The organism is Bacillus sp. Bvel1 (genome assembly GCF_014872755.1).
GTDB classification, from domain to species: Bacteria; Bacillota; Bacilli; order Bacillales; family Bacillaceae; genus Bacillus; species Bacillus velezensis.
In genome coordinates, this window is record NZ_JAAOBZ010000006.1 from 690,107 (window position 1) to 703,978 (window position 13,872).

Here is a 13,872-nt window from a genome sequence, read left to right on the forward strand (position 1 = left end):
GCAATGTCATCGATTAGAACGGCAGGAAAATTCTTATGGGCTTCAAATGGCGCTCTGAGGGCAACAATAAAGCTATAACATCAAGAGCAGGAGTTGTGATGAATGAATGATCAACTGACCGCAATCCACACGGAGCTTCTCATGATGAAAGAAGAACTTCAATCAAGATTATTCGAATATTCTTGCTTTCAAATGTCAGCATCTGTTGAACCTTCAATGAACGACCAAGAAGCAACTCTGATCTATCATATAAAAGAAGAACTTCAGGATGTTCTTCTTGCCCTGTCTAAGTTTGAAAACAATACGTACGGTTATTGTGAAAAAACAGGCGCCCCCATTCCGATTGAAAAACTTGCGGTGCTGCCGACGGCCAGAACCGCTGATGATTTTTATTATCCCGCTCAATTTGAAAAGAAAACCCTTCCATACTGGGTAACCGGAGATTATGCATATGATCAGGCGCTGTATGAGTGACAGCGTCTGTTTGTATACGCTTATGATCTGCCTTTACTCCGGCATCTTTTACTGATAAAATTCATAAAGGATAAAAGTAACTGTATACTGGAGGAACGTGTGTGCTTTATTATCTTATCGCTCTTTTTATTATTATTGCCGACCAATTGACCAAATGGCTTGTCGTCAGCCATATGGAATTGGGACAAAGCATACCTGTCATCGACCAGGTGCTTTATATCACATCTCATCGCAACACGGGAGCGGCGTGGGGGATTTTAGCCGGCCAAATGTGGTTTTTCTACGTCATTACCATCGCCGTGATTATCGGAATCGTTTATTACATACAGCGTTATGCAAAAGGGCAGATGTTACTCGGAATTTCTCTCGGCTTAATGCTGGGAGGTGCGGCCGGAAACTTTATTGACCGGGCGGCGCGCCAGGAAGTGGTGGATTTTATTCATGTCATCATCGTGGATTATCACTATCCGATTTTTAATATCGCGGACTCCTCACTGTGCGTCGGTGTAATACTTTTATTTATTCATATGCTGTTTGACAGCGGGAAAAAGAAGGAGCAATAACATGAATCAATTTGAGATAACCGTTCAGCCTGAACAAAAGAGCGAACGGATTGATAAATTTTTGGCTTCAACGGGAGAAAACTGGTCACGCACTCAAGTGCAGCAATGGGTAAAAGAGGGACTGGTATCCGTTAACGGCAAATTCGTAAAAGCGAATTATAAAATGCAGCCCGGCGATCAGGTAAACGTCACCATTCCTGAACCGGAAGAATTGGACGTGCTTGCAGAGCCGATGGATTTGGACATTTACTATGAAGACCAGGATGTCTTGGTTGTGAACAAACCGCGGGGCATGGTCGTACACCCGGCGCCCGGCCATGTGACAGGGACGCTCGTAAACGGACTGATGGCTCACTGCAACGATCTTTCAGGCATTAACGGCGTCATGCGCCCGGGAATCGTCCACCGGATTGATAAAGATACCTCCGGCCTGTTAATGGTCGCCAAAAACGATATGGCGCATGAATCACTCGTTAATCAGCTCGTCAATAAAACCGTGACGAGAAAGTACACAGCGGTTGTCCACGGGTTGATTTCACATGATGACGGAACGATTGACGCTCCGATCGGGAGAGATAAAAAAGACCGACAAAGCATGACCGTAACAAGAGAAAGCAGCAAAAACGCCGTCACGCATTTCCACGTGCTTGAGCGTTTTCAAGACTTCACGCTCGTAGAGTGCCGTCTTGAAACCGGAAGAACGCATCAGATCCGTGTTCATATGAAATATATCGGATTTCCTTTGGCAGGCGACCCGAAGTACGGACCGAGAAAAACCATTGATTTCAACGGTCAGGCGCTTCATGCCGGAATATTAGGTTTTGACCATCCGCGGACGGGCGAATACATGGAGTTTGAAGCGCCCCTTCCTGAAGATATGAAAAAACTCATTGAACATTTGAGAAATAGCCATTGACAGCGAGTTTCTTTTCTGAAATAATAAAAACAAGCTGAATAGATTCTTTAACACAGTCCGGAGAGGCTGAGAAGGATAACGGATAGGACAGAAGAGATACACGTGTGTCTTGGTCCTGGAAAGGAACCCCTCTATGCTCTGGCAGGAGGGGTTTTTTCTTCTTATATACGAATGGAGAGGTGTCACGAGTGAATCAAAAAGCTGTTATTCTCGATGAACAGGCCATCAGAAGGGCGCTGACAAGGATAGCCCATGAAATGATCGAACGGAATAAAGGAATGAATGACTGCATTCTTGTAGGGATTAAAACAAGAGGTATTTATTTAGCGAAGCGGCTGGCCGAGCGGGTCGAACAGATTGAAGGAAATCCGGTCACCGTCGGGGAAATCGATATCACCCTTTACCGTGACGATCTCACAAAAAAAACGAGCAATGAAGAGCCGCTTGTAAAAGGCGCGGACATTCCGGCCGATATCACAGACCAAAAGGTCATTGTGGTTGACGATGTGCTTTATACCGGCCGGACGGTGAGAGCTGCGATGGATGCTCTCGTTGATGTCGGGCGGCCGTCATCGATACAGCTTGCCGTGCTTGTCGACAGAGGACACCGGGAGCTGCCGATCAGAGCGGACTATATCGGGAAAAACATTCCGACCTCAAAAGCTGAAAAAGTGATGGTTCAGCTGAGCGAAGTTGATCAGACTGATATGGTCGCCATTTACGAAAATGAATAATCACCCTTTTTAAATGCATTCCAGAGAGTTTGCAAAGAGGATTTTAAAACACAAAGCCGGGCGGATCGACGCGGCCGGGCTTTGTATGCCTCTTTGCGCAAAAAGCAAAGAGGTTTTTTTATACCATTTGAAAGTCAACCGGGAGGAAAACGCCATGAGTAAGAAAAAAGTAAACCTGGGAGTCAGGGACGTCCCCAATCCATTGTCCTGGCTGTCATTCAGCCTGCAGCATTTATTCGCCATGTTCGGTTCAACCATACTCGTGCCGAAACTGGTCGGAATGAGCCCGGCAGTGGCGCTTGTCACGAGCGGAATCGGGACACTCGCCTATCTCTTGGTGACAAAAGGCCAGATTCCCGCTTATCTCGGCTCATCATTCGCCTTTATATCACCAATTATCTTGGTGAAGGCGACGGGAGGACCGGGGGCTGCCATGGTCGGCGCTTTCCTGGCGGGAATTGTGTACGGCCTGATCGCGCTTCTCATCAGGCAGCTTGGAACGGGGTGGCTGATGAAGCTGCTGCCCCCGGTGGTCGTCGGGCCGGTCATCATCGTCATCGGTCTCGGACTGGCAAGCACAGCCGTCAATATGGCAATGTATGCTGATCCGAATGCGAAGGAACTCGTTTACAGCCTGAAACATTTCAGTGTAGCCGGCGTCACTTTGGCCATCACCATTATCTGCGCCATCTTTTTACGGGGATTTTTAAGCTTGATTCCGGTATTGATCGGCATTATAGGCGGATATCTGTTTGCGCTGACACAGGGCATCGTCAATTTTCAGCCGGTCATTGATGCAAAATGGTTCGCCGTTCCTGAATTTATCATCCCTTTCAAAGACTACACGCCGTCAGTGACATTGGGCATTGCCGCTGCGATGGTGCCGGTCGCTTTCGTGACGATGTCAGAACATATCGGCCACCAAATGGTGCTGAGTAAAGTCGTCGGACAGGATTTCATTAAAAAGCCGGGACTGCACCGCTCCATAATGGGGGACAGCGTAGCGACGATTATCGCTTCGTTAATCGGCGGCCCGCCGACGACAACATACGGCGAAAACATCGGTGTCCTGGCAATTACGAGAGTTTTCAGCGTCTTTGTCATCGGCGGCGCAGGAGTGATTGCGCTGTGCTTCGGATTTATCGGCAAAGTTTCAGCGCTGATCAGCTCTGTTCCGTCCGCGGTTATGGGAGGCGTTTCCTTCCTGCTCTTCGGAATCATTGCCTCCAGCGGCTTGAGAATGCTGATTGACAACAACATTGATTATGAAAACAAGCGAAATTTAATTATCACATCCGTCATCCTCGTGATCGGCGTCGGAGGGGCTTTTATTCAAGTATCAAAAGGCGGGTTCCAAATATCCGGCATGGCGCTTGCGGCAATCGTCGGAGTCATCCTGAACCTTATCCTGCCGCATGCAAATGAAGAAGACGCGATTGCATCGGAAAAACCAAATCATATGTAAACCTTTTAAAGAAAGTCCAGAGAGGCTTGGAAGGGTTATAACGGGAAGACGCTGTACGGCTCTTCTCTCTTTAACCGCACCCCGAGTCTATAGACCGGGGTGTTTTTTACGGCCTTCAAGCGGAAACGGAGGAGAAAAAACATGAATCATTTAACGGCGATATCTGAACTGAGCGCGGCTGAAATTACAGAACTGCTGCGAGAGGCAAAAGCGATAAAAGAGGGTGCAGTCCGTCCCGATCTCGCGGGAAAATTCGTTGCGAATCTGTTTTTTGAACCGAGCACGAGAACGCGGTTCAGCTTTGAAGTGGCGGAAAAGAAACTCGGGATGAACGTGCTCAGCTTAGACGGCACGAGCACAAGCGTTCAAAAAGGCGAGTCCTTATACGACACGGTCAAAACACTGGAATCAATCGGAGCGGACGTCTGCGTCATCAGGCACAGCACGGATGAATATTACAAAGATCTGACCGGCAGAGTCAATATTCCGGTCTTAAACGCAGGAGACGGCTGCGGACAGCACCCGACCCAGTCATTGCTTGATTTAATGACGATTCAAGAGGAATTTGAGACCTTTCAGGGCCTGACGGTTTCCATTCATGGCGATATCAAACACAGCAGAGTGGCAAGGTCAAATGCCGAGGTGCTGACAAGGCTCGGCGCACGTGTGCTGTTTTCCGGGCCGCCGCAGTGGCAGGATGAGAAAAACGCCTTCGGCACCTGTGTTCAGACGGATGAGGCCATACAAGCTTCAGATGTCGTCATGCTGCTCCGCATCCAAAATGAAAGGCATCAGACAGAAGCCGACCAAAAAGGCTACCTGGAAGCATACGGGCTGACCGAAAAGCGGGCGCAGAGCATGAAGCGGCATGCTATCATCATGCATCCCGCACCGGTGAACAGAGGAGTCGAAATTGACACAACATTAGTGGAATGCGGAAAATCAAGAATCTTTAAACAGATGGAAAATGGTGTGTATATCAGAATGGCAGTCTTAAAAAGAGCACTGCAAACCAATGTGAAAAGGGGAGAAGCGGCTTATGTCTTATCTCATTAAAAACGGCTGGATATTAAATGAACAGGGAGAAAAAGCGGTACAGGATATCCGGGTAACGGGTGAATTCATTTCGGAAACCGGGCTTCTGACAGCGAAAGACGGAGAAACGGTGATCGACGCTGAGGGACTGTTCGTTTCACCTGGGCTCGTAGACCTTCATGTCCACTTCAGAGAACCGGGCGGAGAGAAAAAAGAAACCATTGAGACGGGCTCTAAAGCCGCGGCGCGGGGCGGTTTTACCACAGTCGCCGCCATGCCGAATACAAGGCCGGTGCCGGATACGAAAGAGCAGATGGAATGGCTGCAAAACAGGATCAAAGAAACCTCATCTGTCAGGGTCCTTCCTTACGCATCGATTACGATCAGACAAACCGGCGAAGAAATGACAGATTTTGAGGCGCTTCATGAAGCGGGCGCATTCGCCTTCACCGATGACGGCGTCGGCGTTCAGACGGCCGGAATGATGTATGAAGCCATGAAACGGGCGGCTTCAATAAATAAAGCGATTGTCGCTCATTGTGAGGATAACTCGCTTATTTACGGAGGGAGCGTGCATGAAGGTTCTTTTTCAAAAGCGAACGGCCTGAAGGGTATACCTTCCATTTGTGAAGCGGTACATATCGCCCGTGACGTGCTGCTGGCGGAAGCGGCGGGCTGCCATTACCACGTGTGTCATATCAGCACGAAAGAATCCGTCAGAGCCGTAAGAGACGCAAAAAAAGCGGGCATCCGCGTGACGGCGGAAGTATCGCCGCACCACCTGCTGCTTTGTGACGAAGATATCCCGGGACTTGATACCAATTTTAAGATGAATCCGCCGCTTCGCAGCAAAGAGGACAGAGAGGCGCTGATTGAAGGGCTTTTAGACGGCACGATTGATTTCATCGCCACTGACCATGCGCCGCATACAGAAGAAGAGAAAAACACGGATATGAAGCTTGCGCCTTTCGGTATTGTCGGGTTAGAAACTGCCTTTCCGCTTCTGTACACACATTTTGTGAAAAACGGGGCGTGGACGCTGAAGCAGCTGGTTGATTTCATGACGGTAAAACCTTGCGAGGCATTCGGTCTTCCGTACGGAACGCTTGCACCGGGGGCGCCGGCTGACATCACCCTGATTGATCTGGACAAAGAAGCGGCCATTGACAAAGATACATTTTTATCTAAAGGAAAAAATACGCCATTCAACAAGATGAAGTGCTTCGGCTGGCCTGTTGTAACGATGGCTGCCGGTAAGCTTGCATATGAAGAAGGGAGACTCGTCAAATGAAAAGAAGACTAGTGCTGGAAAATGGAGCGGTATTTGAGGGTGAAGCATTCGGGAGCCTGGAGCATACCGCGGGTGAAGTCGTATTCAACACGGGAATGACCGGTTATCAGGAAATTTTATCAGACCCTTCTTACTGCGGGCAGATCGTGACGCTGACGTATCCGCTGATCGGCAACTACGGAATTAACAGAGATGACTTTGAATCTATCACTCCTTTTGTAAAAGGGCTGATCGTAAAAGAACTGTGCGAGCTGCCTTCCAACTGGCGCTCGGCTTACACGCTTGATGAGTATCTGAAAATGAAAAATATCCCCGGCTTACAAGGGATCGACACGCGAAAACTCACCAGAATGATCCGCACGGCCGGCGCATTAAAAGGAACGTTTGCATCAAGTGAGGAGAATGTCGGAGAGGTTCTTGCAAGGCTGAAAGAAACGGAACTGCCGAGAAATCAAGTTGCTCAAGTATCGGCGAAAACGGCATATCCGAGTCCGGGCCGCGGCAAACGCATCGTGCTCGTCGATTTCGGTATGAAGCACGGCATCTTAAGAGAGTTAAACAAAAGAAAATGCGATGTCATCGTTGTGCCGTACAATGTAACGGCGGAAGAAGTGCTTCAGCTCAAGCCGGACGGCATCATGCTTTCTAACGGACCCGGAGATCCGAAAGATGTGCCGGAAGCCATTGAAATGATAAAAGGCATACTCGGGAAGGTGCCGTTATTCGGAATCTGTCTCGGCCATCAATTATTTGCGCTGGCATCGGGAGCGGAAACGGAAAAAATGAAATTCGGACACAGGGGTTCCAATCATCCGGTTAAAGAGCTTTCGACAGGGAAAGTCGCTTTAACAGCCCAAAACCACGGATATACGGTTTCTTCAATAGATGAGACAGAGCTTGAAGTGACGCACATTGCGATCAATGATCAAACGATCGAAGGACTCAAGCATAAAACATTGCCGGCATTTACGGTTCAGTACCACCCTGAAGCTTCACCGGGACCGGAAGACGCCAATCACTTATTTGACAGATTCATTGACTTGATCGAAACAACTGAGAAAGAAGGGGAAGCGGTATGCCAAAACGCGTAGATATTAAAAAGATTTTAGTGATCGGATCAGGCCCGATTATTATCGGACAGGCGGCGGAATTTGATTATGCGGGCACACAGGCGTGTCTCGCTTTAAAGGAAGAAGGCTATGAAGTCATTCTCGTCAACTCGAATCCGGCAACGATTATGACGGATACGGAAATGGCTGATCGGGTATACATAGAACCGCTGACGCCGGAGTTTCTCACGCGTATTATCAGAAAAGAACGGCCGGACGCCATCCTGCCGACTCTGGGAGGACAGACCGGACTGAATCTTGCCGTCGAGCTGTCTGAACTCGGGGTTCTTGAGGAATGCGGAGTGGAAGTGCTCGGCACAAAGCTGTCCGCCATCCAGCAGGCGGAAGACCGCGACTTATTCCGTACGCTGATGAATGAGCTGAATGAACCGGTGCCGGAAAGTGAGATCATCCGCACTTTACAGGAAGCCGAGGAATTTGTCGGCCGGATCGGGTTTCCGGTTATCGTGCGCCCCGCTTACACATTAGGCGGAACGGGCGGCGGCATCTGCTCGAATGAAGCGGAACTGAAAGAGATCGTCGAAAACGGATTAAAGCTCAGCCCCGTCCATCAGTGCCTTCTGGAAAAAAGCATCGCCGGTTACAAAGAGATCGAATATGAAGTCATGAGAGACAGCAGAGATCACGCGATCGTCGTCTGCAACATGGAAAATATCGATCCGGTCGGCATCCATACGGGCGACAGCATCGTCGTTGCCCCGAGCCAGACTTTGAGCGACCGGGAATATCAGCTTTTGCGCAATGTTTCATTAAAGCTGATCCGCGCGCTCGGCATTGAAGGCGGCTGTAATGTTCAGCTCGCGCTCGATCCCGACAGCTTCCAATATTACATTATCGAAGTGAATCCGCGGGTGAGCCGCTCATCTGCCCTCGCTTCAAAAGCGACGGGTTACCCGATCGCAAAGCTTGCGGCGAAAATCGCAGTCGGGCTTTCTCTTGATGAAATGATGAATCCCGTAACGGGAAAAACATATGCGGCTTTTGAGCCCGCGCTTGACTATGTCGTTTCTAAAATCCCGCGCTGGCCGTTCGACAAATTTGAGTCGGCAAACCGCAGGCTCGGGACGCAGATGAAAGCCACCGGAGAGGTCATGGCCATCGGACGCACCCTTGAAGAATCGCTGTTAAAGGCGGTCCGCTCACTGGAAGCCGATGTCTATCACCTGGAACTGAAGGATGCGGAAGAGATTTCTGACGGGCTTTTGGAAAAACGGATCAGAAAGGCCGGAGATGAACGGCTGTTTTATCTTGCAGAAGCGTTCAGAAGAGGCTACACAGTGGAGCAGCTTCATGAGTTTTCCGCAATTGACGTATTCTTTTTGCACAAGCTCTGTAAGCTGGTCGCTTTTGAAACCGAGCTGAAAGCGGAAAAAGGCAGCCTCGCCGTCCTGCAGACAGCGAAGGAACTCGGTTTCTCCGACAAATATATCAGCCGGGAATGGAATATGCCGGAACAAGAGCTGTATCAAATGCGAAAAGAAGCAGCCATCAAGCCTGTATATAAAATGGTGGATACATGCGCGGCGGAATTCGAATCAGAAACCCCGTACTTCTACAGCACATATGAGGAAGAAAACGAGTCTGAGGTAACATCAAGAAAAAGCGTCGTCGTCCTCGGCTCCGGCCCGATCCGCATCGGACAGGGCGTCGAATTTGACTATGCGACCGTTCACTCTGTCTGGGCGATTAAGCAGGCAGGATATGAAGCGATTATTATCAACAACAACCCTGAGACGGTGTCCACTGATTTCAGCATATCAGACAAACTGTATTTTGAACCGCTGACGGTAGAAGATGTCATGCACATCATTGATTTGGAACAGCCGGAAGGCGTTGTTGTCCAATTCGGCGGCCAGACGGCGATCAACCTTGCGGAAGAATTGAGCGCCCGCGGCGTCAAAATTCTCGGTACATCACTTGAAGATTTAGACCGTGCGGAAGACCGGGATAAGTTCGAGCAGGCGCTTGAGGCGCTGAATGTGCCGCAGCCGCTCGGAAAAACCGCCGTGTCGGTGAACGAAGCGGTCAAAATCGCTGCATCCATCGGCTATCCGGTACTTGTCCGCCCTTCGTATGTGCTCGGCGGCCGGGCGATGGAAATCGTCTATCACGAAGAAGAACTGCTTCACTATATGAAAAATGCGGTCAAAATCAACCCGCAGCATCCGGTGTTAATCGACCGTTATCTGACGGGGAAAGAAATCGAAGTCGATGCCGTATCCGACGGCGAAACAGTCGTTATTCCGGGGATTATGGAGCATATCGAGCGGGCCGGCGTCCATTCAGGGGATTCAATCGCCGTCTATCCGCCTCAGTCTTTAAGCGGAGACATTAAGAAAAAAATCGAACAATACACTGTTGCCTTGGCAAAAGGCCTTAACATCATCGGGTTGCTGAACATCCAGTTCGTACTTTCGCAAGGTGAGGTGTATGTGCTTGAGGTAAATCCGCGGTCAAGCAGAACCGTGCCGTTCTTAAGCAAAATCACTAAGATTCCGATGGCGAATCTGGCGACAAAGGTCATTCTCGGCCAAAAGCTTGCTGATTTCGGCTATCAAGAGGGGCTGCAGCCTGAACAGCAGGGGGTGTTCGTGAAAGCGCCTGTCTTCTCATTCGCGAAGCTGAGAAGAGTGGATATCACGTTAGGCCCTGAAATGAAGTCGACGGGAGAGGTCATGGGCAAAGATTCAACCTTGGAAAAAGCGCTCTATAAAGCGCTGATTGCCTCAGGCATTCAAATCCCGAACTACGGTTCAGTGCTGTTGACCGTTGCTGATAAAGATAAAGAAGAAGGACTCCTGATCGCCAAGCGGTTCCACGCCATCGGCTATAAAATCTTGGCGACGGAAGGAACGGCGGCTTATTTGAAAGACGCTCAGATTCCGGCTCAAGTCGTCGGGAAAATCGGCGAAGAAGGGAAAAATCTGCTCGATGTGATCAGAAACGGAGAAGCGCAATTTGTCATCAATACGCTGACAAAGGGCAAACAGCCGGCCAGAGACGGCTTCAGAATCCGCCGCGAATCCGTTGAGAACGGAGTCGCCTGCCTGACATCTTTAGATACGGCCGAAGCCATTTTGCGGGTATTGGAAAGCATGACATTCCGGGCGGATCATATGCCTGCATCCGAAACCAATCAAAAGGCGGCAGTCACGATATGAAAAAAGCGCATTTGACTGTTCAATCCAACTTAGAAATTGCCGACCGGATTTATAAGATGGTGCTGAAAGGAGAGCTTGTCCGGCACCTTACCGAGCCGGGACAATTTCTTCATCTGAAGGTGAGTGACGCGGTCACACCGCTATTAAGAAGACCGCTCAGCATTGCGGACGTCAATTTCGCCGCGGATGAAGTATCCGTTATCTACAGAGCTGACGGTGAGGGAACGCGCCTTTTGTCCGGGAAAAAAGAGGGCGGCAGAATAGACGTTCTCGGCCCTCTCGGCAACGGATTTCCCGTGCGGCGGATTGAACCCGGCAAAACCGCGCTGTTAGTCGGAGGCGGAGTGGGGGTTCCGCCTTTGCAGGAACTGTCAAAGCGCCTGACGGAAAAAGGCGTAAACGTCATTCATGTGCTTGGATTTCAATCAGCAAAGGATGTTTTTTACGAACAGGAATGCCGTGCGTACGGAGACACTTATGTGGCGACGGCTGACGGAACATATGGAGAGAAAGGATTTGTCACCGATATCATCCGTGAAAAGCAGCTCGAATTCGATGTCCTGCTAAGCTGCGGACCGACACCGATGCTGAAAGCTCTGAAGCAGCAGTACGGCCATAAAGAGGTTTATCTTTCGATGGAAGAGCGGATGGGCTGCGGCATCGGGGCCTGCTTCGCCTGCGTGTGCCGCACGGGTGAAAGCGATACATCCTATGTAAAGGTCTGCCTTGACGGGCCGGTATTTAAAGCTGAGGAGGTGGCGCTGTAATGTTAGAGGTGAATCTGCCGGGTCTCCAATTGAAAAACCCGATCATCCCCGCTTCCGGATGTTTCGGTTTCGGGAAAGAATATGCCGGATTTTACGATTTATCATGCCTTGGAGGCATTATGATTAAAGCCACGACGAACGAAGCCCGCTTCGGAAATCCGACGCCGAGAGTGGCGGAGACAAGCGCGGGAATGCTGAATGCCATCGGACTGCAAAATCCCGGCCTTGAGCATGTGCTCAATCACGAGCTGCCTTGGCTCGAACAATTTGACACGCCGATTATCGCAAATGTCGCCGGTTCTCAGGTGGACGACTATAAAGAAGTGGCCGAGCACATCAGCCAAGCGCCGAATGTGCATGCGCTTGAGCTTAACATTTCATGTCCGAATGTCAAAACGGGGGGGATTGCTTTTGGTACTGATCCCGTCATGGCGGCCGAACTGACAAAAGCGGTGAAAGAAGTTTCCGCAGTGCCTGTGTATGTGAAGCTTTCGCCTAATGTCGCAAACATAACCGAAATTGCCAAAGCGATTGAAGCGGCCGGTGCTGACGGTCTGACGATGATTAATACACTCATCGGGATGAGGCTCGATCTCAAGACGGGCCGGCCGATTTTAGCAAATAAAACGGGCGGACTGTCAGGCCCGGCGATCAAACCGGTCGCCATCCGGATGGTATACGAAGTCAGCCAGGCCGTTCAAATTCCGATTATCGGGATGGGCGGCGTTCAGACCGCAGAGGATGCATTAGAATTTCTTCTTGCGGGAGCGAGTGCGGTTGCCGTCGGCACGGCGAACTTCGTCAATCCGTTCGTCTGCCCGGAAATCATAGAACAGCTCCCCCATGTGCTGCGCCAACACGGCTTTCAATCTGTAAGTGAATGCATCAGAAGGAGCTGGAAACATGAAAAACAACCTGCCCATCATCGCGCTTGATTTTGCATCAGGGGAAGAGACTTTAACGTTTTTAGACTTGTTTGAAAAGGAAAGGCTCTTTGTCAAAACGGGGATGGAACTTTTTTATCAGGAAGGCCCCGCCATCATTCACCAATTAAAAGAACGGAACTGTGATATATTTTTAGATTTAAAGCTTCATGATATCCCGACTACGGTCAATAAAGCGATGAAGCGGCTGGCCGGCCTCGGCGTTGATCTCGTCAATGTGCATGCGGCAGGGGGCGCACGCATGATGCGCGCGGCCCTTGAGGGGCTTGAAGAAGGCACGCCGGCAGGCAGAAAACGCCCGTCTTTAATCGCGGTGACTCAGCTGACCAGCACTTCAGAGCAGGTGGCGAAGGAAGAGCTTCTGCTGCATAAGCCGCTGTTAGAAACGGTTGTGCATTACGGCAAAATGGCGGAAGAGTGCGGGCTGGACGGAGTGGTATGTTCGGTCCATGAAACAAAAGCCATTTATGAAGCGGTCCGGCCTTCATTTCTGACAGTCACGCCGGGCATCCGCACCGCCAGTGACGCAGCTGACGATCAAGTCCGTACGGCGACTCCGTCATTTGCGAAAGAAAACGGTTCGTCAGCCATCGTCGTGGGCCGCTCAATTACAAAAGCGGAAAACCCCGTTAAAGCATATGAAGCAATTAAACTGGAATGGGAGGGCGTTCGCCGATGAAACAGGCTATCGCAAAACATCTATTACACATTGAAGCTGTCTTTTTACGCCCGAATGAGCCGTTTACGTGGGCGAGCGGCATTTTATCACCGATCTATTGTGACAACCGTCTGACATTGTCGTATCCAAAAGTGAGAAATGATGTGGCGGACGGGCTCGGCAAACTGCTGAAGGAGCATTTCCCCGAGGCGGAGATGATCGCGGGCACTGCAACGGCGGGCATTCCGCATGCTGCGCTTCTCGCAGACCGTACAGGCGCGCCGATGTGCTACGTCAGAAGCAAACCGAAAGCGCACGGCAAAGGAAATCAAATAGAAGGCGCCATTAAGAAAGGACAAAAAACAGTCGTGATTGAAGACTTGATTTCTACCGGAGGCAGCGTGCTTGAAGCTGCGGCGGCCCTTCAAAGAGAGGGCGCGGAAGTCCTCGGCGTCATTTCCATTTTTACATACGGACTGCCGAAAGCAAAAGAAGCCTTTAAAAAAGCGGGTCTTCCTTATTACTCGTTAACCGATTATGACACGCTGATTGAAGTTGCGCTTGAAAACGGTACGATACATTCAGCTGACATTGAAAAACTGAAATCATGGAAACTGAATCCCGAGTCAAAAGATTGGTTTAAAAAATAATGATAATAAAAACAGGCCTCAGGGCCTGTTTTATTATTCCTATCAAAAAACTCGGGTTGACTTCTGTTAGAATTGTGCTAAAAT

At 49.9% G+C, this 13,872-nt stretch carries 13 protein-coding genes; all 13 read left to right on the plus strand.

Going from position 1 to position 13,872, the window contains the following annotated elements; genetic code table 11:
• Nucleotides 1-102: 102 nt before the first annotated feature.
• The 13 genes from HAP68_RS07465 (at nt 103) to pyrE (ending at nt 13,788) form a co-directional block, all read left to right on the plus strand.
• Nucleotides 103-474: a TraR/DksA family transcriptional regulator gene (locus HAP68_RS07465; protein WP_014304976.1), complete on the plus strand. Its 372-nt coding sequence runs from the start codon at nt 103-105 to the stop codon at nt 472-474.
• A 101-nt stretch (nt 475-575) separates the two neighbouring features.
• Entirely contained in the window at nt 576-1,037 is a 462-nt protein-coding gene (gene lspA / locus HAP68_RS07470) for a signal peptidase II (RefSeq protein WP_003154398.1), read from the plus strand.
• 1 nt (nt 1,038) lies between these two features.
• Nucleotides 1,039-1,953, plus strand: coding sequence for an RluA family pseudouridine synthase (locus HAP68_RS07475; protein ID WP_024085285.1), 915 nt, complete (start codon nt 1,039-1,041; stop codon nt 1,951-1,953).
• A 188-nt stretch (nt 1,954-2,141) separates the two neighbouring features.
• Complete coding sequence (gene pyrR / locus HAP68_RS07480; protein ID WP_014304977.1) at nt 2,142-2,687, plus strand: bifunctional pyr operon transcriptional regulator/uracil phosphoribosyltransferase PyrR; 546 nt, start codon at nt 2,142-2,144, stop codon at nt 2,685-2,687.
• Nucleotides 2,688-2,841: 154 nt separating this feature from the next.
• Nucleotides 2,842-4,152, plus strand: coding sequence for a uracil permease PyrP (gene pyrP / locus HAP68_RS07485; RefSeq protein ID WP_003154389.1), 1,311 nt, complete (start codon nt 2,842-2,844; stop codon nt 4,150-4,152).
• Between the two features lie 141 nt (nt 4,153-4,293).
• The gene (locus HAP68_RS07490; protein ID WP_014304979.1) at nt 4,294-5,208 is read left to right on the plus strand and encodes an aspartate carbamoyltransferase catalytic subunit; all 915 of its coding nucleotides are present in this window, start codon (nt 4,294-4,296) and stop codon (nt 5,206-5,208) included.
• The gene (locus tag HAP68_RS07495; RefSeq protein WP_014304980.1) at nt 5,192-6,478 is read left to right on the plus strand and encodes a dihydroorotase; all 1,287 of its coding nucleotides are present in this window, start codon (nt 5,192-5,194) and stop codon (nt 6,476-6,478) included. The genes HAP68_RS07490 and HAP68_RS07495 overlap by 17 nt, the downstream gene beginning before the upstream one ends.
• Nucleotides 6,475-7,569 (plus strand): carbamoyl phosphate synthase small subunit, encoded by a 1,095-nt coding sequence (locus tag HAP68_RS07500; protein ID WP_024085286.1) that lies wholly within the window; start codon nt 6,475-6,477, stop codon nt 7,567-7,569. The genes HAP68_RS07495 and HAP68_RS07500 overlap by 4 nt, the downstream gene beginning before the upstream one ends.
• On the plus strand, nt 7,554-10,769 hold the full coding sequence (gene carB / locus HAP68_RS07505) for a carbamoyl-phosphate synthase (glutamine-hydrolyzing) large subunit (RefSeq protein WP_003154382.1): 3,216 nt from the start codon (nt 7,554-7,556) through the stop codon (nt 10,767-10,769). The genes HAP68_RS07500 and carB overlap by 16 nt, the downstream gene beginning before the upstream one ends.
• Nucleotides 10,766-11,536, plus strand: a complete 771-nt coding sequence (locus tag HAP68_RS07510) for a dihydroorotate dehydrogenase electron transfer subunit (RefSeq protein WP_014304981.1) — start codon at nt 10,766-10,768, stop codon at nt 11,534-11,536. The genes carB and HAP68_RS07510 overlap by 4 nt, the downstream gene beginning before the upstream one ends.
• On the plus strand, nt 11,536-12,471 hold the full coding sequence (locus HAP68_RS07515) for a dihydroorotate dehydrogenase (protein WP_024085287.1): 936 nt from the start codon (nt 11,536-11,538) through the stop codon (nt 12,469-12,471). Before HAP68_RS07510 ends, HAP68_RS07515 begins: the two co-directional genes overlap by 1 nt.
• The gene (gene pyrF, locus HAP68_RS07520; RefSeq protein WP_024085288.1) at nt 12,440-13,159 is read left to right on the plus strand and encodes an orotidine-5'-phosphate decarboxylase; all 720 of its coding nucleotides are present in this window, start codon (nt 12,440-12,442) and stop codon (nt 13,157-13,159) included. Before HAP68_RS07515 ends, pyrF begins: the two co-directional genes overlap by 32 nt.
• Nucleotides 13,156-13,788, plus strand: coding sequence for an orotate phosphoribosyltransferase (pyrE, locus tag HAP68_RS07525; RefSeq protein ID WP_007611309.1), 633 nt, complete (start codon nt 13,156-13,158; stop codon nt 13,786-13,788). Before pyrF ends, pyrE begins: the two co-directional genes overlap by 4 nt.
• Nucleotides 13,789-13,872: the final 84 nt, after the last annotated feature.